General features: G+C 67.1%; 20 protein-coding genes. 6 read left to right on the top strand and 14 right to left on the bottom strand.

The window, feature by feature from the left end; translation table 11 throughout:
- Nucleotides 1-30: 30 nt before the first annotated feature.
- The 8 genes from ACFPOE_RS20175 to ACFPOE_RS20140 form a co-directional block, all read right to left on the bottom strand.
- The gene (locus ACFPOE_RS20175; RefSeq protein WP_376852118.1) at nucleotides 31-1,512 is read right to left on the bottom strand and encodes a M20 family peptidase; all 1,482 of its coding nucleotides are present in this window, start codon (nucleotides 1,510-1,512) and stop codon (nucleotides 31-33) included.
- Nucleotides 1,513-1,523: 11 nt separating this feature from the next.
- Nucleotides 1,524-3,623 (bottom strand): 3-hydroxyacyl-CoA dehydrogenase NAD-binding domain-containing protein, encoded by a 2,100-nt coding sequence (locus ACFPOE_RS20170; RefSeq protein ID WP_376852117.1) that lies wholly within the window; start codon nucleotides 3,621-3,623, stop codon nucleotides 1,524-1,526.
- Between the two features lie 161 nt (nucleotides 3,624-3,784).
- Entirely contained in the window at nucleotides 3,785-4,486 is a 702-nt protein-coding gene (locus ACFPOE_RS20165; RefSeq protein WP_376852116.1) for an ABC transporter ATP-binding protein, read from the bottom strand.
- A gap of 142 nt (nucleotides 4,487-4,628) precedes the next feature.
- Nucleotides 4,629-5,408, bottom strand: coding sequence for an ABC transporter ATP-binding protein (locus ACFPOE_RS20160; protein ID WP_376852115.1), 780 nt, complete (start codon nucleotides 5,406-5,408; stop codon nucleotides 4,629-4,631).
- Nucleotides 5,405-6,706, bottom strand: a complete 1,302-nt coding sequence (locus ACFPOE_RS20155; RefSeq protein WP_376852114.1) for a branched-chain amino acid ABC transporter permease — start codon at nucleotides 6,704-6,706, stop codon at nucleotides 5,405-5,407. Before ACFPOE_RS20155 ends, ACFPOE_RS20160 begins: the two co-directional genes overlap by 4 nt.
- A gap of 1 nt (nucleotide 6,707) precedes the next feature.
- Entirely contained in the window at nucleotides 6,708-7,655 is a 948-nt protein-coding gene (locus ACFPOE_RS20150; RefSeq protein ID WP_376852113.1) for a branched-chain amino acid ABC transporter permease, read from the bottom strand.
- A gap of 138 nt (nucleotides 7,656-7,793) precedes the next feature.
- Nucleotides 7,794-9,035 carry a branched-chain amino acid ABC transporter substrate-binding protein gene (locus ACFPOE_RS20145; protein WP_376852112.1) on the bottom strand — a complete coding sequence of 414 codons (1,242 nt, stop codon included), beginning with the start codon at nucleotides 9,033-9,035 and terminating at the stop codon, nucleotides 7,794-7,796.
- A 120-nt stretch (nucleotides 9,036-9,155) separates the two neighbouring features.
- The gene (locus ACFPOE_RS20140) at nucleotides 9,156-10,781 is read right to left on the bottom strand and encodes a 3-(methylthio)propionyl-CoA ligase (RefSeq protein ID WP_376852111.1); all 1,626 of its coding nucleotides are present in this window, start codon (nucleotides 10,779-10,781) and stop codon (nucleotides 9,156-9,158) included.
- 161 nt (nucleotides 10,782-10,942) lie between these two features.
- Here ACFPOE_RS20140 and ACFPOE_RS20135 point away from each other — a divergent pair, with 161 nt between their 5' ends.
- Nucleotides 10,943-11,968 carry an AraC family transcriptional regulator gene (locus ACFPOE_RS20135; RefSeq protein WP_376852110.1) on the top strand — a complete coding sequence of 342 codons (1,026 nt, stop codon included), beginning with the start codon at nucleotides 10,943-10,945 and terminating at the stop codon, nucleotides 11,966-11,968.
- 3 nt (nucleotides 11,969-11,971) lie between these two features.
- Here ACFPOE_RS20135 and ACFPOE_RS20130 read toward each other — a convergent pair whose 3' ends face one another.
- The 4 genes from ACFPOE_RS20130 to ACFPOE_RS20115 form a co-directional block, all read right to left on the bottom strand.
- Nucleotides 11,972-13,144 carry a response regulator gene (locus ACFPOE_RS20130; protein WP_376852109.1) on the bottom strand — a complete coding sequence of 391 codons (1,173 nt, stop codon included), beginning with the start codon at nucleotides 13,142-13,144 and terminating at the stop codon, nucleotides 11,972-11,974.
- An 11-nt stretch (nucleotides 13,145-13,155) separates the two neighbouring features.
- Nucleotides 13,156-15,663 (bottom strand): response regulator, encoded by a 2,508-nt coding sequence (locus tag ACFPOE_RS20125; RefSeq protein ID WP_376852108.1) that lies wholly within the window; start codon nucleotides 15,661-15,663, stop codon nucleotides 13,156-13,158.
- Nucleotides 15,660-15,974, bottom strand: a complete 315-nt coding sequence (locus tag ACFPOE_RS20120; RefSeq protein ID WP_376852107.1) for a hypothetical protein — start codon at nucleotides 15,972-15,974, stop codon at nucleotides 15,660-15,662. The genes ACFPOE_RS20125 and ACFPOE_RS20120 overlap by 4 nt, the downstream gene beginning before the upstream one ends.
- A 146-nt stretch (nucleotides 15,975-16,120) precedes the next feature.
- Complete coding sequence (locus ACFPOE_RS20115) at nucleotides 16,121-16,408, bottom strand: hypothetical protein (protein ID WP_376852106.1); 288 nt, start codon at nucleotides 16,406-16,408, stop codon at nucleotides 16,121-16,123.
- Nucleotides 16,409-16,663: 255 nt separating this feature from the next.
- Between ACFPOE_RS20115 and ACFPOE_RS20110 the strand changes: the two genes are divergently transcribed.
- Genes ACFPOE_RS20110 through ACFPOE_RS20090 form a run of 5 tightly spaced genes read left to right on the top strand, consistent with a single transcriptional unit; the run spans nucleotide 16,664 to nucleotide 20,238 of the window.
- Nucleotides 16,664-18,160 (top strand): protein adenylyltransferase SelO, encoded by a 1,497-nt coding sequence (locus tag ACFPOE_RS20110; protein ID WP_376852105.1) that lies wholly within the window; start codon nucleotides 16,664-16,666, stop codon nucleotides 18,158-18,160.
- A complete protein-coding gene (gene msrB / locus ACFPOE_RS20105; RefSeq protein ID WP_376852104.1) occupies nucleotides 18,157-18,576 on the top strand; it encodes a peptide-methionine (R)-S-oxide reductase MsrB in 420 nt (139 codons plus the stop codon). Before ACFPOE_RS20110 ends, msrB begins: the two co-directional genes overlap by 4 nt.
- Nucleotides 18,577-18,582: 6 nt before the next feature.
- Nucleotides 18,583-19,128, top strand: coding sequence for a septation protein A (locus tag ACFPOE_RS20100; RefSeq protein ID WP_376852103.1), 546 nt, complete (start codon nucleotides 18,583-18,585; stop codon nucleotides 19,126-19,128).
- Entirely contained in the window at nucleotides 19,125-19,406 is a 282-nt protein-coding gene (locus ACFPOE_RS20095; protein WP_376852102.1) for a BolA family protein, read from the top strand. Before ACFPOE_RS20100 ends, ACFPOE_RS20095 begins: the two co-directional genes overlap by 4 nt.
- Nucleotides 19,407-19,458: 52 nt before the next feature.
- On the top strand, nucleotides 19,459-20,238 hold the full coding sequence (locus ACFPOE_RS20090) for a peptidylprolyl isomerase (RefSeq protein ID WP_376852101.1): 780 nt from the start codon (nucleotides 19,459-19,461) through the stop codon (nucleotides 20,236-20,238).
- 86 nt (nucleotides 20,239-20,324) lie between these two features.
- On the opposite strand, the gene ACFPOE_RS20085 is transcribed toward ACFPOE_RS20090, so the two are convergent.
- Nucleotides 20,325-20,819: a hemerythrin domain-containing protein gene (locus tag ACFPOE_RS20085; protein WP_376852100.1), complete on the bottom strand. Its 495-nt coding sequence runs from the start codon at nucleotides 20,817-20,819 to the stop codon at nucleotides 20,325-20,327.
- A gap of 28 nt (nucleotides 20,820-20,847) precedes the next feature.
- Nucleotides 20,848-23,286, bottom strand: coding sequence for a catalase (locus ACFPOE_RS20080; RefSeq protein WP_376852099.1), 2,439 nt, complete (start codon nucleotides 23,284-23,286; stop codon nucleotides 20,848-20,850).
- Between the last annotated feature and the right edge of the window lie 92 nt (nucleotides 23,287-23,378).

Genomic DNA, 23,378 nt, shown 5'->3' with positions numbered 1-23,378 from the left:
CTGGGCCTTTCTGGGATGTGCGGAAAAAAATCAGGGCGACGGCGCGCTGGCGGCGTTGCGAATGAGCTGGTGATAGAAGCCCACCAGCTCCGCGAGGTTGCTGATGGCGATGCGCTCGTTGGTGCCGTGGAAGCGCGGCAGGTCTTCGGCCTTCGCGCGCACCGGCGAGAACCGGAAGATGTTGTCGCTGATCGCGCTGAAGTGGCGCGAGTCGGTGCCGCCGATCATCAGCGAGGGCGCCACCACCGTGCCGGGAAACAGCGAGCGGATGGTGCGGTTGACCAGCTGGTAGGAAGGCGAGCCGGTGGGCGACACCGGCGGCGGATCGTAGGCGTCGGGCGCCGCCTTCAGTTCGATGCGCTCGTTGGCGATGGTGTCCTTGACGTGCTGCAGCACCTGGGCGCCGGTGTCGCCGGGCAGGATGCGGTAATTGACCGTCGCCTCCGCCACGCCGGGCAGCACGTTGAACTGGTTGCCCGCATGGACCACCGTCAGCGCGGTGGTGGTGCGCAGCATGGCATTGGTGCTGGCGCCCTTTTCCAGTTGCGCCTGCACCACCGGGCCGAACAGCCAGAGGTTGGACAGGGCCACCCGGCCGAAGCCGGTCATCTCCGGCGCCAGCGTGTCGAACATCTCGTGCGCGATGCCGCGCATCGCGGCCGGCAGCTGCTGGTCGTCCAGCCGCCGCAGCGCCGCGCTCATCATGCCGATCGCGCTGGTGCCCTGCGGCGGCGGCATCGAGGAATGGCCCGGCGCGGTGGTCACGCGCAGCAACACCGACATCGAGCCCTTCTCGCTGACGCCGATCAGCGCCGCCGGCGGCGCCAGCCCTGGCAGGATGCCTTCGGTGATCAGCAGGCCCTCGTCGATCACGAAGTCCAGGGCCACGCCGCGGGACTGCAGCAGTTTCGCGACCTCGCGGGCGCCTCGGTGGCCACCCACCTCCTCGTCGGCGCCGAACGAGAGATACACCGTCTGGCGCGGCTGGAAGCCGCTGGCCACCAGCATCTCCACGGCTTCGAGCTGCGAGATCAGGTTGGCCTTGTCGTCCCAGGCGCCGCGGCCCCAGACGAAGCCGTCCTTGCGCTCGCCGGCGAAGGGCGCGGCCTGCCAGGTGCTTTCGGTGCCGGGCGCGATCGGCACCACGTCCTGGTGCGCCATCAGCAGGATCGGCTTGGCGGCCGGGTCGCTGCCGGGCCAGGTGTAGAGCAGGCTCAGCCCGCCGACCATCTCGCGCTTGAGGGTCGCATGCACCTTGGGGAAGCGCTCCTGCAGGTAGGCGTGGAGCTTGCGGAATTCGTCCGCGTTCTGCTGCGGATCGTCGAAGCTGGAGATGGTCCTGAAGCGGATGGCGCCGGCCAGCTTGTCGGCCACGCCCTCCTTGTCGATCGCCAGCGGCGGGGCCGCCGGCACCTGCAGCTGGCGCGATCCCTGGCGCAGGGTGTTGACCGCGACGGCCGCGGCCAGCAGCAAGAACAGCGCGAGCAGCGCCAGCAGGACGCGCTTGATCATCGGGCCGGCCCTCAACTGAAGGTCTTGCCTTCGGCCGCCAGCTTCGCCAGCAGCGGCGCCGGCTCCCAGAACGCGGCGTCGTCGCGCGGGTTCTGCTGGAAGCGCTTCATCGCCTGCACCACGTTGAACAAGCCGACCTGGTCGGCGTACATCATCGGGCCGCCGCGGTGCATCGGGAAGCCGTAGCCGGTGAGGTAGACCATGTCGATGTCGCCGGCCTTGGACGCGATGCCGTCCTCCAGGATGCGCGCGCCTTCGTTGACCAGCGAGAACACCAGCCGCTGGACGATCTCGTCGTCGGAGATCTTGCGCGGCGTGATGCCCAGTTCCTTGCGGTGGTCCTCGATCATCTTGTTGACCAGCGGCGACGGGATGGCGTCGCGCTTGCCGGCCTGGTAGTCGTACCAGCCGGCGCCGGTCTTCTGGCCGAAGCGGCCCAGCTCGCACAGCTTGTCGGCCGTGCGGCTGTACAGCATGTTGGGCCGCTCCTGGGCCCGGCGCTTGCGGATCGCCCAGCCGATGTCGTTGCCGGCCAGGTCGCCCATGCGGAACGGCCCCATCGCGAAGCCGAACTTCTCGATCGCCCGGTCCACCTGCTGCGGCGTCGCGCCCTCGTCCAGCAGGAAGCCGGCCTGGCGGCTGTACTGCTCGATCATGCGGTTGCCGATGAAGCCGTCGCACACGCCGGAGACCACGGCCGTCTTCTTGATCTGCTTGCCCAGCGCCATCACGGTGGCCAGCACGTCCTTGCCGGTCTTGGCGCCGCGCACCACTTCCAGCAGCTTCATCACGTTGGCCGGGCTGAAGAAATGCATGCCCACCACGTCCTGCGGCCGCTTGGTGAAGGAGGCGATCTTGTCGACGTCCAGCGTCGAGGTGTTGGAGGCCAGGATCGCGCCGGGCTTCATCACCTCGTCGAGCTTCTCGAACACCTTCTGCTTGACGCCCATCTCCTCGAACACCGCCTCGATCACCAGGTCGGCGTCCTTCAGGTCGGCGTAGTCCAGGGTGGTGGACAGCAGCGCCATGCGCTGGTCGTACTTGTCCTGCTTGAGCTTGCCCTTCTTGAGCTGCGACTCGTAGTTCTTGCGGATGGTGGCGATGCCCTTGTCCAGCGCCTCCTGCTTCATCTCCAGCATCTTCACCGGGATGCCGGCGTTGAGGAAGTTCATCGCGATGCCGCCGCCCATGGTGCCGGCGCCGATCACGGCCACCGACTTGATCTGGCGCTTGGGCGTGTCTTCCGGCACGTCCGGGATCTTGGAGGCCGCGCGCTCGGCCATGAACAGGTGGCGCAGCGCGCGCGATTCCGGCGTGAACATCAGCGCGGTGAAGATCTCGCGCTCCAGCACCATGCCGTCGTCGAACTTCTTGGTCGTGGCCGCTTCCACCGCGTCGACGCACCTGGCGGGCGCCGGGAAGTTTTTCGCCATGCCCTTGACCATGTTGCGCGCGAACTGGAAATACGCGTCGCCCAGCGGATGCTTGCACGGCAGGTTGCGCACCAGCGGCAGCGGCCGCGCGGCGGCCACCGAGCGCGCGTAGGCCAGCGCCTCCTCGGCCAGCGACTCAGGCGACGAGGCCATCTTGTCGAACAGCTTCTGGCCCGGCTGCTGCGCCAGCAGCTCGCTCTTGACCGGGTCGCCCGACAGGATCATGTTCAGCGCGGTCTCCACGCCCAGCACGCGCGGCAGCCGCTGGGTGCCGCCGGCGCCGGGGATCAGGCCCAGTTTCACTTCGGGCAGAGCGATGTTGGTGCCGGGTGCGGCGATGCGGTAATGGCAGCCCAGCGCCAGCTCCAGCCCGCCGCCCATGGCCACCGAATGCAGGGCCGCGACCACCGGCTTGGCGGAGTTCTCGATCGCCAGGATCACCGACAGCAGGTTCGGTTCGGCCAGCGCCTTGGGCGAGCCGAACTCCTTGATGTCGGCGCCGCCGGAGAAGGCCTTGCCGGCGCCGGTGATCACGATCGCCTTGATCGCAGCGTCGGCGTTGGCCTTGGCCAGGCCATCGGTCAGGCCGACGCGGGTGGCATGGCCCAGCCCGTTGACGGGCGGGTTGTTCATGGTGATCACGGCGACGTCGCCGTGAACTTTGTAGTCAGCCGTCATGCTGGTCCCCTGGAAGGAATGTAAAAAGTTTTGCGGGACAGACCTTTAGCTCTGTCCCCAACTGATTAATAGAACGGTCGTTCTTTTTCAATTGTAGGTTGGCTATAGTGCGCCGCCGCGCCCTGTTTGTCACTGCGGCGACTGGTATCCCCCAGGCCCGCTCAGACTTCCAGCCACTCCTTGCGGGTGTAGGCGTCGGCGCGCAGCGTGTCGGGCGTGCCCTGGAACACGATGCTGCCGTGGCCCATCACCAGGGCGCGGTCCGAGATCGCCATCGCGATCGTCAGCTTCTGCTCGATCAGCAGCACGGACACGCCGCGCTCCTTGAGCTTCTTGAGGTAATCGCCGACCAGTTCCACGATCTTGGGCGCCAGCCCTTCGGTCGGCTCGTCGATGATGATCAGGTCGGGGTCGCCCATCAGCGTGCGGCACAGCGTCAGCATCTGCTGCTCGCCGCCGGAAAGCACCCCCGCCTCGGTGTGCTGGCGCTCCTGCAGGCGCGGGAACATCTGGTACATGTCGGCGAAGGACCAGCGCGCCTTCTTGGCCGCCGCCTTGCCCTTCTGGCCCAGCATCAGGTTCTGGTGCACGGTGAGCTTGGGAAAGATGTCGCGGTTCTCCGGCACGTAGCCGATGCCCAGGTGGGCGATCTCGTAGGCCTTCAGGCCCAGCGTCTGGCGGTCGTTCCACTCGATCGAGCCGGTGCAGGCCACCATGCCCATGATGGCCTTGGCGGTGGTGGAGCGGCCCGAGCCGTTGCGCCCCAGCAGCGCCACGATCTCGCCCTGGCCGACCTCGAAGTGCACGCCGTGCAGCACGTGGCTCTTGCCGTAGAAGGCGTGGAGGTTTTCTATCTTCAGCATGGGGAATACGGGATCGGGGTCAAGGACGCAGAAGACGCAGAAGTGACGCAGAAAGCGCAAAAGAATCCATCAAAGATTTGAATCGGTTTTCTTCTGCGCTTTCTGCGTTGCTTCTGCGCTTTCTGCGTCCGGATGTCCGAATTCATGCTGCCCCCACCTGCGCATCGGCGACGTGGGAGCCGAGATAGGCCTCCTGCACGCGCTGGTTGGCGCGCACCGCTTCCGGGGTGTCGAAGGCGATGACCTCGCCGTAGACCACGACCGCGATGCGGTCGGCCAGGCCGAACACCACGCCCATGTCGTGCTCCACGGTCAGCAGGGTCTTGCCCACGGTCACTTCCTTGATCAGCTCGATGAAGCGCCGGGTCTCGCTCTTGCTCATGCCGGCGGTGGGTTCGTCCAGCAGGATGACGTTGGCGCCGCCGGCGATGGTGATGCCGATCTCCAGCGCCCGCTGTTCGGCGTAGGTGAGGTTCACGGCCAGGACGTCGCGCTTCTTGTGCAGCTTGATCATCTCCATCAGCTGCTCGGCGCGCTCGTTGGCGTCGTCCAGGTCGGCCAGAAACTTCAGGAAGGTGTAGCGGTAGCCCAGGCTCCAGAGCACGCCGCAGCGCAGGTTCTCGAACACGCTGAGCTTGGGGAAGATGTTGGTGATCTGGAAGCTGCGCGACAGGCCCATCCGGTTGATCTCGAACGGCTTCTTGCCGTCGATGCGCTGGCCGTTGAGCAGCACCTGGCCGCTGGTGGGCGCGAACCGGCCCGAGATCAGGTTGAACAGCGTGGACTTGCCGGCGCCGTTGGGGCCGATCACCGCGACGCGTTCGCCGGCCTTCACCGCCAGGCTGGCGCCGCGGATGATCTCGGTCTTGCCGAAGCTCTTGCGCAGGTCTTTCAGTTCGAGCGCGTAGGTCGGATCGCTCATAGGCTCTCCCTGCGCTTCATTTCCTTCTCGATGAACTCCTGGATCTCGCCCCACTGGCGCACGAAGTGGCGGCGCGCCACCTCGAACAGGCCCAGCCCGGTCAGCATCACGAAGGCGGCGCCGAACCAGCTATTGACGCCGCGGGAGTTGAGCGTGGCGCCCAGGAAGGTCAACTCCGGCCCGAGGGCCGCGTTCAACTGGATGTGATAGACCATCTCGATCATTGCGGCGGCGCCCAGCAACACGACCAGCGCGGTGAAGGCAAGCGCCAGGTAGCTGACCCACAGTTCCTTGAGGCGGCCGAAGGCGGCGACCCGCAGGTTCATCATGATCAGGCTGGCGATGCCGCCGGGCGCATACATCACCATGAACAGGAACACCAGGCCGAGGTACAGCAGCCAGGCCTTGGTCAGCTCGGACAACAGCACGTTGGCGAGGACCAGCACGATGGCGCCGATGATGGGGCCGAAGAAGAAGGTCGCCCCGCCCAGGAAGGTGAACAGCAGGTAGGCGCCGGAGCGCGTGCCGCTGACCACTTCGGAGGTGACGATCTCGAAGTTCAGCGCCGCCAGTCCGCCGGAAATGCCGGCGAAGAAGGCCGCGATGACGAAGGAGATGTAGCGCACCTTCTGCGTGTCATAGCCGACGAACTCGACCCGCTCCGGGTTGTCGCGCACCGCATTGAGCATGCGCCCGAGCGGGGTGCGCGTGAAGGCGAACATCAGCGCGGTGCAGACGAAGGTGTAGAACGCGATCAGGTAATAGAGCTGGATCTGCGGGCCGAAGCTGATGCCCAATGGCCGCGGGCCGGTCACCCGGTTGCCGGTGATGCCGCCCTCGCCGCCGAAGAACTCGGGGAACATCAGCGCCATCGCCCAGACCAGTTCGCCCACGCCCAGCGTGATCATGGCGAACGGCGTGGCCGCCTTCTTGGTGGTCACCCATCCCAGCACCACGGCCACCAGCATGCCCGACAGGCCGCCGACGATCGGCACCAGGCTGACGGGCAGCGGCAGGCCCTTGGTGACAAGGTTCAGGGTGTGGATCGCCAGGAACGAGCCCATGCCCGAATAGACGGCATGGCCGAAACTGAGCATGCCGCCCTGCCCCAGCAGCATGTTGTACGAGAGGCAGACGATGATCGCGATGCCCATCTGGCTGAGCATGGTCTGGCTGAGCGAGCTGGTGAAGACCAGCGGCGCCACCAGCAGCACCAGGGCGAAGGCGCTCCAGATGGCCCAGCGGCCGACGTTGTACGGCTTGAACTGGTAGTAGGCGGTGGAGGAAGATGGACGCATGTCAGCCTTCCCGGGTGCCGAGCAGGCCCTTGGGCCGGAAGATCAGCACCAGCACCAGGAACAGGTAGGGCAGGATCGGCGCGACCTGGCTGATCTTGAGCTTCCACAGCGCGAAGCCGAAGGTCTCGGGCGTGACGTTGACGCCCACGGTGCCCAGCGCGCCCATCAGCGAATAGTCGATGCCCACCGCGAAGGTCTGGATCACCCCGATCAGCAGCGAGGCGACGAAGGCGCCGGTCAGCGAGCCCATGCCGCCGACCACCACCACCACGAAGATCACCGAGCCCACGGTCGCGGCCATGCCCGGCTCGGTGACGAAGGCGTTGCCGCCGATCACGCCGGCCAGGCCGGCCAGCGCGGCGCCGCCGCCGAACACCAGCATGAAGACGCGCGGCACGTTGTGGCCCAGGGCCTCCACCGTTTCCGGGTGCGTGAGCGCGGCCTGGATCACCAGGCCGATGCGGGTGCGCGTCAGCAGCAGCCAGATCGCGATCAGCATCAGGATCGCCACCAGCATCATGAAGCCGCGGTACATCGGGAACTGCGTGCCGTACAGCGTGAACAGCGGTCCGCTCAGTTCCGGCGGCACCCGGTAGTCCACCGAGCTGGTGCCCCAGATCAGCTGCGCCATCTCCAGGATGATGAAAGACAGCCCGAAGGTGATCAGCAGTTCCGGCACGTGGCCGAACTTGTGGACCCGCCGCAGGCAGTACCTCTCGAAGGCCGCGCCCAGCACCGCCACCAGCAGCGGCGCGATGAACAGCGCCGGCCAGTAGCCCACCAGCCGGGTGGTGCTGTAGGCGAAATAGGCGCCCAGCATGTAGAAGCTGGCGTGGGCGAAATTGAGCACGCCCATCATGCTGAAGATCAGCGTGAGGCCGGAGCTGAGCATGAACAGCAGCAGCCCGTAGCTGATGCCGTTCAGGAGGGAGATGGTGAAGAATTCCATGAAACCTAGGCAGGAAAAAGCCCGTTCACCCTGAGCTGAGCCGGCCCTGAGCAAGTCGAAGGGTCGGCGGGGGAACGGGCTTCGATCCTTCGACAAGCTCAGGATAGGCCGAGCTCAGCCCGAACGGTGGGAACGCGATCAGCCGCCCGACGGCCGCTTCATCTGGCAGCTGGTCGGCGTGCTCGACACGTACGGGTCCATCTGCTTGATCGGAACGAAGGTATAGCCGGTGTTCTCCACGCTGTACGGATACTTCTTGTCCGCCTTCTGCCACTTGGTGACGAACATCGACTGCTGCAGCTGGTGGTCCGAGGCGCGCATGGTGGCGTCGCCGGCGAAGCTCTTGAACGACAGGCCTTCCATCGCCCTGGCCACCTGCACCGGGTTGGTCGACTTGGCCTTGGCCATGGCCGCGCCCAGCAGGTTGATGCCGTTGTAGGTCGCGAAGGTGTAGTAGTCGTCGTTGAACTTCTTCTTGAACTCGGCGGCCATCTGGCCGATCTCGCCGCTGTGGTTCGAATGGCCGTAGGCAACCACATAGACCTCGCTGTCGCCGCCGGCGGCCAGCGCCGTGGGCGTGCCGGTCACGCCGGCGTAGTAGGTGTACATCGGGATCTTCAGGCCGGAGTCGTTCAGCGCCTTGACCAGCAGCGTCAGGTCCTGGCCCCAGTTGCCGGTGACGATGGTGTCGGCGCCGGACTGCTTGATCTTGGCGACGTACGGCGAGAAGTCCTTCACCTGGCCGATCGGGTGCAGGTCCTCGCCCACGATCTTGACGTCGGGACGCTTGCGCGCGATGTCTTCCTTGAAGAACTTGGCGACCTGCTGGCCGTGCGAATAGTTCTGCCCGATGATGTAGACCTTCTTGACCTTGGGCTGGTCCTTCATGAAGGAGGTCAGCGCCTCCATCTTCATCGTCGTGTCGGCGTCCAGCCGGAAGTGCCAGTAATCGCACTTCTCGTTGGTCATCGACGGGTCCACCGCGGCGTAGTTCAGGTAGATCACCTCCTTGCCGGGGTTGCGCTCGTTGTACTTGGCGACCGCGTCCTCCAGCGCCAGCCCGGCGCCCGAACCGTTGCCCTGGGTGATGTAGCGAAAGCCCTGGTCGATCGCCGCCTTGAGCGTGTTCAGGCTTTCCTGGGGCGAGCCCTTGTTGTCGAAGCCGACCACCTCGAACTTCACGCCGGCCGGATTCTTCGCGCCCGAGAAGTGCTCGGCGGCGAACTGCCAGCTCTTGAGCTGGTTCTGGCCGACGTTGGCGAACGGGCCCGACAACGGGTCCATGAAGGCGATCCGCACGGTCTCGCCCTTCTGGGCCAGGGCCAGGCCGCTGGCCGCCGTCAGGGCCGCGACGGCCACGATTTTCAGGGCGAATTTCATCGATGTCTCCTTGGTTGACTGGTAGCGCGCAGGGTACAAGTCTTTGTGCACCGCAGCGCTCAGGGATTGCCCCTAAGGGACCCCGCTGCTATCGCGCAGGCGACATCGACCGCCCCCCGCTCAGGCCGGCAGCTTGTAGTCCTTGAGCAGCTCGCGCAGCCGGGTCTTGAGCATCTTGCCGGTGGCCCCCAGCGGAATGGCGTCGACGAAGATCACGTCGTCCGGGATCTGCCACTTGGCGGTCTTGCCCTCGTAGAACTTGAGCAGCTCCTCGCGCGTCACCTGCGCGCCGGGCTTCTTCACCACGGCGATCACCGGGCGCTCGTCCCACTTGGGATGCCTCATGCCGATGCAGGCCGCCATGGCGACCGCCGGATGGGCGACGGCGATGTTCTCGACGTCGATCGAGCTGATCCACTCGCCGCCGGACTTGATCACGTCCTTGCTGCGGTCGGTGATCTGCATGTAGCCGTCCGCATCGATGGTGGCCACGTCGCCGGTGGGGAACCAGCCGTCCACCAGCGGGTTGCCGCCCTCGCCCTTGAAGTATTCGCGCACGATCCATGGGCCCTTCACGTACAGGTCGCCGTAGGTCTTGCCGTCCCACGGCAGTTCCTTGCCGTCCGCGCCGACGATCTTCATGTCGACGCCGTAGATCGCCCGGCCCTGCTTCAGGCGGATCTTCATCTGTTCCTCCGACGGCAGCTCCAGGTGGCGGTTCTTCAGGGTGCACAGCGTGCCCAGGGGCGACATCTCCGTCATGCCCCAGGCGTGCAGCACCTCCACGCCGTAGTCGTCGTTGAAGGCGGTGATCATGGCCGGCGGGCAGGCCGAGCCGCCGATCACCGTGCGCTTGAGCGTGGAGAAGCGCAGGCCGTCGGGCTTCATGTGCCCCAGCAGCATCTGCCAGACCGTGGGCACGCCGGCGGCGTAGGTCACCTTCTCCGCCTCGATCAGTTCATAGATCGACTTGCCGTCCATCGCCGGGCCGGGGAACACCAGCTTGCAGCCGGTGAGCGCAGCCGAATAGGGGATGCCCCAGGCGTTGACGTGGAACATCGGCACCACCGGCAGCACCGAATCGCGGGCCGACAGGCACATCACGTCCGGCAAGGCGGCGGCGTAGGCGTGCAGCGTGGTGGACCGGTGGCTGTACAGGGCTGCCTTCGGGTTGCCGGTGGTGCCGCTGGTGTAGCACATGCTCGACGCGGAGTTCTCGTCGAAGCTGGGCCACTCGTAGGCGGTGGGCTGGCCGCCGATCCAGGCCTCGTAGCTCACCAGATTGGGCACGCCGCTGTCGGCCGGCAGCTTGTCGGCGTCGCACAGCGCGACGTACTGCCGGATCATCGGGCAGCGCGCATGCACCGCCTGCACCAGCGGCAGGAAGCTCATGTCGAAGCACAGCACCTGGTCCTCGGCGTGGTTGGCGATCCAGGCGATCTGGTCCGGGTGCAGCCGCGGATTGATGGTGTGCAGCACCCGGCCCGAGCCGCTGACGCCGAAGTAGATCTCCAGGTGGCGGTAGCCGTTCCAGGCCAGCGTCGCGACCCGGTCGGAGAACAGCAGGTTCATCGCGTCCAGCGCGTGGGCGACCTGGCGCGAGCGGCGCGCCACTCCGGCCCAGGTGGAGCGATGGATGTCGCCCTCCACCCGCCGGGACACGATCTGCGCATCGCCGTGGTGGCGTTCGGCGTGGTCGATCAGCCCGGAAATCAACAGCGGTTGGCTTTGCATCAGACCCAGCATGGAAACTCCTTCGTGGAACTTGTTGGTGGCAGTTTTGTCAGCCGTCGATTGTGCGGCAGCGGCGAGTGTCGCCCGCCGCGCGCCAGCCACGCAACCGGAGTTGCCCCACCGTCCGCACAGACGGGCTTGCGGCGGCGCCGCGATTCGATTTGAATGGGGGCGTGAGCACCGGACCGACCGCCACTTCCGCCGCCTGGGTCAGGGGCGTGCTGCGGATGTTCGAATCGCAGGGCGTCGACAGCGCGCGCCTGCTGCAGGCCGCCGAGATCGATCCGGCGCTGCTGGAAGACCCGCACGGCCGGCTCGAGCTGGAGGCTGTCAACCGGCTGTGGCGGCTGGCGGTCGCCGCCAGCGGCCAGGAGACGCTGGGCCTGGACCGGGCGCTGGCCAGCCGCTACCTGGATCTGGAGATCGCCGCCAACTGGATCGGCTCGGACGCCACGCTGGGCTCGGTGCTGCAAAGCCAGGCCAGCTACGCGGCCCTGACCAACGACGCCTCGGCCTTCACGCTGGAACCGGAACATCCCAATGTCTGGCTGGCGCTGACCCATGGCAACGACCGGGCCTACCCGCGCCAGCGCATCGAATACGCGATGCTGGCGACCGTCCTGGTGATGCAGCGCATCACCCGCTGCCTGCTGCGGCCGCTGGCGGCGGAGTTCGTGTTCCCCGAGCCGGCCGACGCGCACCGGCATCGCATGGCCTTCCCCTGCCCGCTGCGCTTCGACCGGCCGGCCAACCGGCTGCTGCTGGCCGGCGAGGACCTGGAGCTGCCGGTGGTCAGCGGCAGCGCCTCGGTCTTCGTGGTGGAGGAACGGGTGCTCGAATCGCTGCTGGCGGACCTGGGAACGGCGCGCACCAGCTTCCGGGTGGCGCAGGAACTGGTGGGCCGGCTGCGCAAGGGCGAGTTCCAGTCGCAGTCGCTGGCCGCCGCGCTGGGCCTGAGCGACACCCAGCTGGCGCGCCAGCTGCGCGCCGAACGCACCTCGCTGGAGGATCTGCTGGACCGGGTGCGGCGCGAGCTGGCCCACGAATACCTGGCCGCGTCCGACGCGCCGCTGGCCGAGATGCCGGGCTGGCTCGGGCTGCGGGATGCCGCCGAATTTGCGGCCGCCGTCCGCCGCTGGTTCGGCACCACGCCGGCCGACTACCGCCGCCACCACGGCCCGGACCGGCCCCGGGCCTGAGCCTTAAGGCGTGGTCGCCTCGTAGCGGTTGAAATAGAGCCAGACGGCCGCGCCCGCGCCCAGCTCGGATTCGATCTCGATCGCGCCGTTGATCGACTGCATCACGCGCAGGCAGAACATCAGGCCCATGCCGTTGCCGCCCGAATTGGCCCGGGTGGTGACCGGCTCGCGCGTCAGCTTGCGCAGCACGTCGGGCGCAATGCCGGGCCCGTTGTCGACGAATCGGATCCAGCGGCGCGGCGCGCCGCGCCGGTCTGCGTCGCGTCCCAGCTCGATCCGCAGCCGCGGCTCGGGCCGGCCGCGCAAGACCAGCAAGGCATTCTTGGTCAGGGTGCAGAGCACGAGATACAGCAGATCGCGCCGTCCCGGCAGCAGGAAATCGTCCGACAGTTCGCTGTCCACCCAGCTGCGTTCGTCGCCCTCGAACGGGTATTCGTCCAGCAGGCTGCGCACCAGTCCGGCGGCGCTCACCGTCTGGACCGCCGCGCCCGGGTAGGCGTCGCGGGCCGACTGCACGAAGGTGGACACCAGCGACTGGCAGTACAGCGCCCGCCGCTCGGCGCTTTCCAGCGCGGCGACCAGCTGGCCGGGATGGTCTTCCTGGAACTGCACGATGCCCGGCGGCGTCTCGGGGCCGGCCGGCAGGCGCCGCACCGCGACCGCATTGACGTAGCCGCGCACGGTGGCCAGCGGGGTGTTCAGTTCGTGGGCCAGGAAGCCCAGCGTCTCGCGCATGGCCGCCACCCGGCTTTCATTGAGGGCGCGCTCCAGCGCCTGCGAGCGGTGGACCGCCAGCGCCTCGCGCAGCGCTTCCCGGGTCGGCGCTTCGTCCAGCGGCTTTTCCAGGATGCGCAGCACCTTGCCCTGGTTGACGGCAGCGATCGCCACCTCCTTTTCGGCATAGGCGGTCGCCAGCAGCCGCACCAGGTGGCGGAAATCCCGCTGCACCGCCCGCAGCAGGTTCATCCCGTCCTGCTCCGGCATCCGGTAATCGGTGACCAGCACCGCGAATTCGTGGCCACGCTGGCCGAGCAGCGCAAGGGCCTCGCTCACGCCCGAGGCGGTGACCACCGTGAATTCGTCGCCGAAAGTCAGCGCGAACCACTTGCGCGACGAGGCTTCGTCGTCGACGAACAGGATGGAGCGCGCTTCGTCCAGGGCTTCGGCCGGCAGCATCGATCGCGCCCCTAGATGGCCGCGGTCCTGGCCTGCTCGCGCCCGTAGGCTGTCAGCGCAGCGTCGGTCCGGATTGCCAGCGCCCGGATCTGCTCCAGCCAGCCGTCGGACGGCGGCCAGCAGCGCTCTTCCACCATCGGCACATAGATGCGCCGCACCAACTGGTGCAGGGCGGCGGCGCCGGCCTCGCCGCTCATGCCCAGCAGGGAGTGCAACGCCTCCAGCCCGCCCTGCAGGTCCTGGCGCTGGGCGGCGGCATCCAGCCGGTCGATCAGCCGCGCCGCCTCCGGGAAATAGTCGCTCAGCAGTTCGTCCAGCATGCCGATGCGCCGGTAGCTTTCCAGCCGCTTGAGATCCAGCAGGTCGGCGCCGGTGGCCGCCGTGCCGCCAGGAGTCGCGGCCAGCGGTGCGGCCGCCGCACGGGACACGCCGGCTGCGACCAGCTGTCGCAGCTCTTCATAGAGCACGTAAGCATCGACCGGCTTGGTCAGGAAGGCATTGATGCCCGCCGCCTGCGCCGCCGCGACCATCGCCTCGTCCGAATGCGCCGTCAGGGCGATGATGGGCACGTCGCGGCAGGCCAGCGTGCTCTGGCGGATGGCCTGCGCCGCCTCCAGCCCGCTCATGCCGGGCATGTTGATGTCCATCAGGATCGCGTCCCAGCCGCTGCGCTCGCGCAGCAATTCCAGCACCGCCTGGCCGTGCGCGGCCTCGGTCACCTTCACCCCGGCCTGGTGCAGGTACGCGGTCATTGCCTTGCGGTTGTACGGGTTGTCGTCGGCCAGCAGCACCTGCCGCCCCGCCAGCACCGCGTCCTCGGGCCGGGTGCGCGGCGCCGGATGCTCGAAGGCATGCACCAGGGCCTGCAGCAGCGGCAGCTGGGCGCAGGGCTTGCCGACGAAGCCGTCCATGCCGGCCTTCTGGGTCTTGACGCTGGCCAGGTGGGCCGGCTCGCTGGTGTAGGCGACGATGCAGATGTCGCGGTTGGCCGGCACGTCGCCGTCGCGGATCCGCTCGGCCAGGGCGTAGCCGTCCAGCACCGGCATGTTCAGGTCCAGCACCACCAGGTCGTACTTGTGGCGCGCCAGCAGCTCCAGCGCGCGCTGGCCGTTGGCCGCCTCGTCCACGTGCGCCTCCAGCAGCCGCAGCTTGTGGCGGGTGGTGGTGCGCAGCGCGGCGTCGTCGTCCACCACCAGCAGGCGCTTGCCGTGGAACGTGTCGCGCGCCTTCTGCAGCGCCGCGCTGCTGTGGGCCTGCGCCTCCTGCGCGTTGACCGGCGGCAGCCGCATGTTGAACTGGGTGTATTCGCCCAGCACCGACTCGCAGCTGATGTCGCCGCCGAAGGCGCGCATCACGCGCTGGCAGTAGGCCAGGCCCAGGCCGGTGCCGCCCGTCTTGCCGACCGAGCGGAACGGTTCGAACATGCGCGCCCGGACGTCGGCCGGCACGCCCGGCCCGTTGTCGCGCACCAGCACCTGCTGGCGGTCGACGGTGATCACGACGCGGCCGTCCTGGCGCAGCGGCAGGTAATACAGCGCGTTCTTGATCAGGTTGAACAGCACGAACAGGTAGGCGGTCTCGTCGCCGCGGAAGCTGAAATCCTCCCGCACCTCGACGCTGACGCGGGCCCGGTCCTCGTCGCTTTCATAGCCGTATTCCTGCACCGCCTTGCGGCAGACGTCGGCCGCCGACAGGTAGGAGAACGATGCGCTGTCCAGCGGCTTGGCGCTGACCTCGTCCAGCGTCATCGCGATCACCTGCAGGCCGCGCGTCACCGCCAGTTCGCTTTCCGCCAGGTGCCGGTACAGCGCGTCCACCTGCCGCACGCCTAGGGTCTGCGGCTGCGGGCTGGTGCTGGGCTGGGGCAGCGCCTGCTGCATGCGCTCGAGGTTGTGGCGGATCTGGCTGAGCGGATTGCGCATCTCGTGGGCGATCGAGCCGGCCAGTGCCTGGGTAGCGCGCAGCTTGCGCTCGGCGTCGATCTGCTCGGTCGAGAACTTGAACAGGTTGCCGCCGAGCAAGATCAGCCCATAAGCCGGCAACTGGGCCACGAGGTCCATCGGGATGCGCGGGTTCGGGCTGGTCAGGTAGTACACGAGGCTGGCGAGGGCCGTTCCCGCCAGCAGCATCACCAGCGTGTTGCGCCAGTCGGTCAACAGCACCAGCAAACAAAGGATGATGAAGCCGTTCGAAATGGCGGGCAGGCCGCCGCCACGCTGGAGGGCCGTCAACACCGAGAAACCCGGCAGGCAATACAGCAGGACCAGATAGGAAAACCCGATGTAGTAGGGCCTGAGCCGTTCCGGCCAGTAGTCCCTGAGCGCCAGCAGAGCGAACAGTCCCACCGCAATCAGCCGCAGGCCCAGGTCATCGTACAGGTTGGCGTTGGGACGGGTGAACCGCACCAGGTAGAAGGCCGCGTAGCTCACCACCCCCAGGTATCCCATGTACTTCAGCCGTGGCGGGCCGTACGCGTGATACGACTGGTAATGCTCGAACAGCTGGCGCCAGAGTTTCATGCGCAGACCCGGTCGGGCGCGGCCAGAGCCGCCAGTTCTTCCTCGGCCAGTTGTCGCTCGGCGTCCGTGCCCGCCAGCGCACGCAATACCGTCGGAACGTCGCCGTGAATCAGCGAATAGTTTCCGCCGTCGCCTTCGCAGGCATTCTTCACCAGCACCGTAAAGCCGCAGCGGCGATAGAGCCGGCCCAGGGCCGGGTTGCAGGTGGCGAACAGGTTCTCGATGGTGGTGCTCCGGACGAGGTCAAGCAGCGCCAGGAACAGGCAGCGCTTCAGCACTTCCGGCCCGGTGCGGTATTGGGGTGCAAGCACCAGGCGCCCTGCTTCCCAGCTGCCTTGATAGTAATGCCCCGGGAGCAGCGATTGTCCCTGCAGAAGGGCCTCGCAGGGAGCGAGCCCGCGATCCATCGGAAGGAACCGGATGGTGCCGATGTAGGTGCCCCGGCAATGGAAGGCGCCTACGACCCCGTGCTCGTCTCTTTTTTTTCGCGGGTATGGAAGGAAGGGTCGGCCAATGCGGTGGCCGGCAGGTTGATTTCACCGCGCAGGTGCAGGATCCGGCCGATGTCGGCATGGGTGGTCAGGCGGTGGAAGCTCAGCTCGTCCAGCGGCAGTTCGAGCCGGTCGTCGACCTTGCCCAGGGGCAGCGCATCGTCCGGCAACGGCGTCGACGGTTCCCGCAGTGCAGGAAACAGGGCCGCGGCTTGCGCCAGCGACGTGGAAATGGCTTCGGCTTGAAGACTCATAGACATATTTGAACTCCCCCTTGCAATGTCGCGAGTGACAGCACCAGAACGATCAACTACCCGGTTTCGCGACTTGATGTTAATTATTAGACGGTTGGTAAGTTTTTGTTAAGTCCACCCGCAGCCCATAAGCCACAAATTGACTGCAAATTACCAAAGGTCACATTTGCGCGCTTAGGGAAATTGCTCAAGCAGCGGCCGAACGCCGATTTCCCCTCTTGACGCAGCGCTGCTTGCGGCGCGGGACAATGTGGGATGAATGAAATCCTGCAGCTGCCCGAGGCCCCCGCCGATCTGGCGCAACCGGCCCTGGCATGGCGCAACAGCTTCGCCGGCCTGGGACCGGCGTTCTTCACCGACCTGCAGCCCACGCCCCTGCCCTCTCCGGCCCTGGTCGGATTGAATGCCCCGCTGGTGCAGGAGCTCGGACTCGATCCCGACTGGCTCGCATCGCCGCCGGGCCTCGACGTGCTCACCGGCAACCGGCTGCTGCCCGGCGGACGGCCGCTGGCCAGCGTCTACAGCGGCCACCAGTTCGGGGTCTGGGCGGGCCAGCTCGGCGACGGCCGCGCCATCCTGCTGGGCGAGATCGACTCGCCCGCCGGCCCGCGGGAACTGCAGCTCAAAGGCGCGGGACGCACGCCTTACTCGCGCATGGGCGACGGCCGCGCCGTGCTGCGTTCGAGCATTCGCGAATACCTCGGGTCCGAGGCCATGCAGGGCCTGCGCATCCCGACTACCCGGGCGCTGGCCGTCACCGGTTCCCCCGCGCCGGTGCGCCGCGAAGAGGTGGAGACGGCGGCCGTGGTCACGCGGGTGGCGCCAAGCTTCGTCCGTTTCGGCCACTTCGAGCACTTCGCCGCGCGCGACCAGCACGATCACCTCAGGACCCTGGCCGATTACGTGATCGACCGGTTCTACCCGGAGTGCCGCGGCGCGGAGCGGTTCGCCGGCAATGCCTATGCGGCCTTCCTCGAGCAGGTCAGCGAGCGCACGGCGGCGATGGTCGCGCAATGGCAGGCCGTGGGCTTCTGCCACGGCGTGATGAACACCGACAACATGAGCATCCTGGGCCTGACGATCGACTACGGGCCGTTCCAGTTCCTGGACGGCTTCGATCCCGGCCACATCTGCAACCACAGCGACGAGCAGGGCCGTTACGCCTTCAACAAGCAGCCCAATATCGCGTACTGGAACCTGTTCTGCCTGGGCCAGGCGCTGCTGCCGCTGATCGGCGAGCAGGAGCTGGCGCTGGCCGCGCTGGAGTCGTACAAATCGGTGTTTCCGCGCGAGCTGGAGCGCCTGATGCGCGCCAAGCTGGGCCTGGCGACGGCGCAGGACGCTGATCGCCAGCTGATCGAGGGCATCCTGCAGCTGCTGGCCAAAGAGCGGGTCGACTACACCATCTTCTGGCGCCGGCTCTCCCACCATGTCGCCGGCCAGCCCGCCGACACCGTGCGCGACCTGTTCCTGGACCGCGAGGGCTTCGACGGCTGGCTCAGCCGGTATTCGCAGCGGCTGGCGCTCGAAGAAGGAGCCGGCCCCAGGATGCTGCAGACCAATCCAAAATACGTGCTGCGCAACCACCTGGGCGAAATGGCCATCCGGCAGGCGAAACTCGGCGACCATTCGATGGTCTCAGGCTTGCTGCTGCTGCTTCAATCCCCATTTGCAGAGCATCCGGACCACGAGGACCTCGCCGGATTCCCGCCCGACTGGGCCTCCAACATCGAAATCAGCTGCTCGTCATGACCTACCCTGTGCAGAAAACCGAAGCCGAATGGAAGGCGCTGCTGGCCGACAAGGGCGCCGAGCGCGGCGCCTTCGACGTCACCCGGCACGCCGCCACCGAACGCCCGTTCACCGGCAAGTACGAAGCGGTCTGGGCCGACGGCAGCTACCACTGCATCTGCTGCGGCAACAAGCTGTTCGACTCCAGCACCAAGTTCGACGCCGGCTGCGGCTGGCCCAGCTTCTCGCTGGCGGTGCCCGGCGCGATCCGGGAGATCGTCGACCGCAGCCACGGCATGAGCCGCACCGAGACCGTGTGCGCCCAGTGCGGCGCCCACCTGGGCCACGTGTTTCCGGACGGCCCGACCGAAACCGGCCTGCGCTACTGCATGAACTCCGCCTCGCTCGATTTCACGCCCAAGAACAACAACAACTGAGATCCCATGAAACTGCTGCTCGATTTCTTTCCCATCATCCTGTTCTTCGTGGCGTTCAAGATCTGGGGCATCTATGCGGCCACCGCGGTCGCGATCGTCGCCACCGTCGGCCAGATCGGCTGGCTGCGCTACAAGACCGGCAAGGTGGAGCCGATGCAGTGGGTCAGCCTGGGCGTGATCGTGCTGTTCGGCGGCGCCACCATCGTGGCCCACAACGACACCTTCATCAAATGGAAGCCGACGGTGCTGTACTGGCTGATGGCCGGCACGCTGGCCGCGGGCCAGCTGTTCTTCCGCAAGAACCTGCTCAAGTCGCTGATGGGATCGCAGATGGAGCTGCCCGACGCCGCCTGGCGCGTGACCAACTGGAGCTGGATCGTGTTCTTCACCGCCATGGGCGTGCTGAACCTGTGGGTGGCCTTCAACTTCGACACCGACACCTGGGTCAATTTCAAGCTGTTCGGCGGGCTGGGGCTGATGGCGGTGTTCGTGGTGGTCCAGGCGCTCTACCTGGGCCGCTACATGAAGGCCGACGAGGCACCCAAGTCGTGAGCGCCGTCACGCCGGCCACCGGCATCACCGCGGCCGCGCTCGAGCGCCGGCTGCGGGAACTCCTGGCGCCCACTGCGCTCGAAGTGCTGGACGAAAGTGCTGCCCATGCAGGCCATGCCGGGGCTGACGGCAGCGGTTTCGGCACCCATTTCCGGGTGCGGATCGCCTCCCCATTGTTCGAAGGAAAACCCCGCTTGGCGCGGCATCGCCTTGTGTATGATGCGCTGCAAGAATTCATCGACCAGGGGCTCCATGCCCTCGCGATCGAGACGTTCTGATCCTCAGTCCTCCCGTCCCAGCTTCCTAGACCCTCCCAAGGGAAAAATACCCATGAAAAAACACCTTCTTTCGGCTGTGGCCGCGGCCGCCCTCTGCATCGCCGTCCCGGCCTTCGCCCAGAACGTCGCGGTGGTCAACGGCAAGCCGGTGCCCAAGGCCCGCGTCGACATGCTGGCCAGCCAGCTGGCCAAGTCCGGCCGCCCGGTCACGCCGGAAATGACCGGCCAGATCAAGGACGAAGTGATCTCGCGCGAAATCTTCATGCAGGAAGCGCAAAAGCGCGGCCTGGACGCCACCGATGACTTCAAGGCGCAGATGGAACTGGCCCGCCAGACCCTGCTGATCCGCGAGCTGTTCACCGAATACCAGAAGGCCCACCCGGTCACCGACGCCGAGATCAAGGCCGAATACGACAAGTTCGCGGCAGCCAACGGCGGCAAGGAATACAAGGCCCGCCACATCCTGGTCGAGAAGGAAGACGACGCCAAGGCGATCATCGCCAGCCTGAAAAAGGGCGGCAAGTTCGACGAAATCGCCAAGAAGCAGTCCAAGGACCCGGGCTCCGGCGCCCACGGCGGCGATCTGGACTGGGCCAACCCGAACAGCTACGTGCCGGAGTTCTCCGCCGCCCTGGTCAAGCTCAAGAAGGGCCAGACCACCGAGACGCCGGTCAAGACCCAGTTCGGCTACCACATCATCCGCCTGGACGACACGCGCGATGCCCAGCTGCCGAAGCTGGAAGACGTCAAGCCGCAGATCGCCCAGCAGCTGGCGCAGGTCAAGATGACCAAGTTCCAGGACGAACTGCGCGCCAAGGCCAAGATCGAGTAAGCCTCCCTCGCGGTCCGGCCAGGGCCCGCGCCGTTCCGGTGAAGCACCGGCGGCGCGGGCCCTTTTCTTTGGCCCGGCCTGTTGGCCTAGCCGCGCCGGGCCGCGCGGCCCGCCGGCTTCGGGGCGGAGCCGGCCAGCTGGTCCTGCCGCTCCTTGAGCCGCACGCCCAGCGCATCCAGGTCGATGTCGCTGGCCCGTGCCTTGGGAAACAGGCCGTCCCGTTCCTCCTTCACGTGCTGCTCCACGGCGCGGTTCAGGTCCGCCACCAGCTGGTCCATCTGGGCGTCGGCGGCCGCCCTGCCCTCGATCTGCGCGATCAGCGCCTTGGCTTCCTGGTGCTCGGCCTCGGCCTCGTCGAGCAGCTCGGGGGCGTCGATCTCCTTGCGCAGCGCGGGGTAGAAGATTTCTTCCTCGATCTGCGCATGGACCGTCAGCTCGCTGCAAATGCGGCGGGCCAGCGCCAGCCTGGCAGCGGCGGCGCCGCCGGAGTAGGCCAGCCGGGCGTATTCCACGAACAGGTGCTTGACCGCGAGGTGGTCCGCGTCCAGCAGTTCGCAGGCGTCTTTGTCGACAAGAGTCATGTCATTTCTCCGGATGGTGGGGATGCGTTCAGACCAGCGGCGGGTCCATCTCGCGGCCGAAATGGCGATGCATCGCGAGCGCCTGCACGAAGGCGTCGGCCGCTTGCGCCGCGTCGCCGGCGGCGGCCAGGATCAGGCCGGTGCCGCCCTGTGCCTGGCTCTTGTCCATCGTCACCGGAACGCCGGCCTGCGCCAGCAGCGAACGGGAGCCGCCGAAGGCCAGGATGGTCTTGCAGTGCCGGAACTGGTCCTTGATGAATTCCGCCGTGTGGCCGTCCTGGGCCAGCGCGGCGATCGCCTCGGCGCCGTCCGGCAGCACCAGGCCGTCGAACAGGAAGCCGGGTTCGTTCTCCATCGACGCGTCCGCATCCAGCATCTCGCCGCTCGCGGTCTTGATCGGCCCGATGCGCGGTCCCACCAGCCGGCCGACGGCCCCTTGCTGCGCCAGCGCGGCCTGCACCGCGCCAATCGACTCGCCGTCGACGCCGGGCGCCACCAGCAAGGCGACCTTGCGGCCCTTGATCGAGCCGTCGCCCGGCCGGGCCAGCAGCGACAGCGTCGGCGACTTGCTCACTTCGGGCGCGGGCGGGTTCGCCAGCGCGCGCGGCATCGGCTCGGGCAGTTCCATGCCCAGGCCGTCGGCCACCTTCTGCGCCAGCGCCTCGGATGCATTGCGCAGCGAGGACACCATGCGCTCGCGGATCGCCGGCACCGTCACCTTCGACAGCTCGAAGCGGAAGGCGGCGGCGATGTGGTCCTGCTCCACCGGGCTCTGGCTGTCGAAAAACAGCGTGGCCTGGGTGTAGTGGTCGGCGAATTTCTCCGGCTTGGCGCGGACCTTGTCCTGCTCGCGGTCCTTGATGCGCAGCGCCGTGGAGACGAAGCCCTGCGCAGCGCCGGCCTGGAACGGGCAGCCGCCGCCCAGCGAATTGGGCTCGTACGACACGCGGCCACGATGGATCGCCTGGCGGTGCATGCCGTCGCGCTGGTTGTTGTGGACCGGTGCGACCGGCGAGTTGATCGGGATCTCGTGGAAGTTCGGTCCGCCCAGGCGCGAGATCTGCGTGTCCACGTACGAGTGGATGCGGCCGGCCAGCAGCGGGTCGTTGGAGAAGTCGATGCCCGGCACAACGTGCGCGGTGCAGAAGGCCACCTGCTCGGTCTCGGCGAAGAAGTTGTCCGGGTTGCGGTTGAGCACCATGCGGCCGACCTTGCGCACCGGCACCAGCTCCTCGGGGATGATCTTGGTGGCGTCCAGGATGTCGAAGCTGAACTTCTCGGCCTGCTCCTCGGTGAAGACCTGCACCCCCAGCTCCCATTCGGGGAAGGCGCCCGACTCGATGCGTTCCCACAGGTCGCGCCGGTGATAGTCCGGGTCGGCACCGGAGATCTTCACCGCCTCGTCCCACACCAGCGAATGGGTGCCGTACTTCGGCTCCCAGTGGAACTTGACGAACACCGAGTCGCCGGCGTCGTTGACGAAGCGGTAGCTGTGCACGCCGAAGCCCTGCATCGTCGCGTAGCTGCGCGGGATCGCGCGGTCCGACATCGCCCACATCATCATGTGCGTCGATTCCGGCATCAGCGAGATGAAGTCCCAGAAGGTGTCGTGCGCGCTGGCAGCCTGCGGCATCGCGTGGTGCGGCTCGGGCTTGACGGCGTGCACCAGGTCCGGGAACTTCATCGCATCCTGGATGAAGAACACCGGCATGTTGTTGCCCACCAGGTCCCAGTTGCCTTCGTCGGTGTAGAACTTGACGGCAAAGCCGCGCACGTCGCGCGCCGTGTCCTTGGAGCCGCGCTCGCCGGCCACGGTGGAGAAGCGCACGAACACCGGCGTCACCTTGCCGGCTTCCTTGAACGGCGCGGCCTTGGTCAGCGCGGTGAGCGGCTCGTAGGCCTCGAAGAAGCCGTGCGCGCCCGAACCCCTGGCGTGCACGATCCGCTCGGGAATCCGCTCGTGGTCGAAGTGCGTGATCTTCTCGCGCAGGATGAAGTCTTCCAGCAGCGCCGGGCCGCGCGGCCCGGCCTTGAGCGAGTTCTGGTTGTCGGCGATCGCCACGCCCTGGTTGGTGGTGAGCACCTGGCCGGCCGAGTCCACGCGCACGCGGTCCAGCGGCTCGATGGTCGAATTGACGCCTTCCGGGGCCACGCTGCCGGTCTTTTGCGAGCCGTTTTCTTCCGACAGCGTGCTGCCGGTGGGCAGGCGCGAGGCCGGCGTCGCGGTCTGGCCGGCCGGCGGGTTCATGCCGTTCTTGGCGCCGTGTTCGAGTGGCTTGTTGGCGTTGAACGGGAATGCTGCGGCCAGCTCCTGGGTCTGGGCCATCTTTTCGGAGGGCAGGTCGCCGGCCGGTCCGGGCTGGGCGCCGGCGGGGCCGCTGTCGGTGTTGCGTGCCGCCGATTTCGCAGCGGTCCTGGCCTTGCCGGGATCTTGTCGGCCGGCGGCCGGTTTCTGGGATTTGGGCATGTCTTTGTCCGAGGGATGCGGCGGGATTGCCGCCAGCCAAGGTAAGGGCCCGGTCAGTTTGGCTTTGTAGGACTGGTTCTCGTTGTCTCGCT

It is taken from the genome of Caenimonas terrae (assembly GCF_042655405.1).
Lineage (GTDB): Bacteria > Pseudomonadota > Gammaproteobacteria > Burkholderiales > Burkholderiaceae_C > Ramlibacter > Ramlibacter terrae_A.
Note: the sequence above shows the minus strand (reverse complement) of the source record. Positions and strands in the feature narration are given on the sequence as shown.

Bases quoted from the DNA above. Each gene is read 5' to 3' on its own strand.
- ACFPOE_RS20175 (WP_376852118.1), bottom strand. From the start codon at position 1,512: ATGATCAAGCGCGTCCTGCTGGCGCTGCTCGCGCTGTTCTTGCTGCTG.
- ACFPOE_RS20170 (WP_376852117.1), bottom strand. From the start codon at position 3,623: ATGACGGCTGACTACAAAGTTCACGGCGACGTCGCCGTGATCACCATG.
- ACFPOE_RS20165 (WP_376852116.1), bottom strand. From the start codon at position 4,486: ATGCTGAAGATAGAAAACCTCCACGCCTTCTACGGCAAGAGCCACGTG.
- ACFPOE_RS20160 (WP_376852115.1), bottom strand. From the start codon at position 5,408: ATGAGCGATCCGACCTACGCGCTCGAACTGAAAGACCTGCGCAAGAGC.
- ACFPOE_RS20155 (WP_376852114.1), bottom strand. From the start codon at position 6,706: ATGCGTCCATCTTCCTCCACCGCCTACTACCAGTTCAAGCCGTACAAC.
- ACFPOE_RS20150 (WP_376852113.1), bottom strand. From the start codon at position 7,655: ATGGAATTCTTCACCATCTCCCTCCTGAACGGCATCAGCTACGGGCTG.
- ACFPOE_RS20145 (WP_376852112.1), bottom strand. From the start codon at position 9,035: ATGAAATTCGCCCTGAAAATCGTGGCCGTCGCGGCCCTGACGGCGGCC.
- ACFPOE_RS20140 (WP_376852111.1), bottom strand. From the start codon at position 10,781: ATGCTGGGTCTGATGCAAAGCCAACCGCTGTTGATTTCCGGGCTGATC.
- ACFPOE_RS20130 (WP_376852109.1), bottom strand. From the start codon at position 13,144: ATGCTGCCGGCCGAAGCCCTGGACGAAGCGCGCTCCATCCTGTTCGTC.
- ACFPOE_RS20125 (WP_376852108.1), bottom strand. From the start codon at position 15,663: ATGAAACTCTGGCGCCAGCTGTTCGAGCATTACCAGTCGTATCACGCG.
- ACFPOE_RS20115 (WP_376852106.1), bottom strand. From the start codon at position 16,408: ATGAGTCTTCAAGCCGAAGCCATTTCCACGTCGCTGGCGCAAGCCGCG.
- ACFPOE_RS20110 (WP_376852105.1), top strand. From the start codon at position 16,664: ATGAATGAAATCCTGCAGCTGCCCGAGGCCCCCGCCGATCTGGCGCAA.
- msrB (WP_376852104.1), top strand. From the start codon at position 18,157: ATGACCTACCCTGTGCAGAAAACCGAAGCCGAATGGAAGGCGCTGCTG.
- ACFPOE_RS20100 (WP_376852103.1), top strand. From the start codon at position 18,583: ATGAAACTGCTGCTCGATTTCTTTCCCATCATCCTGTTCTTCGTGGCG.
- ACFPOE_RS20090 (WP_376852101.1), top strand. From the start codon at position 19,459: ATGAAAAAACACCTTCTTTCGGCTGTGGCCGCGGCCGCCCTCTGCATC.
- ACFPOE_RS20085 (WP_376852100.1), bottom strand. From the start codon at position 20,819: ATGACTCTTGTCGACAAAGACGCCTGCGAACTGCTGGACGCGGACCAC.
- ACFPOE_RS20080 (WP_376852099.1), bottom strand. From the start codon at position 23,286: ATGCCCAAATCCCAGAAACCGGCCGCCGGCCGACAAGATCCCGGCAAG.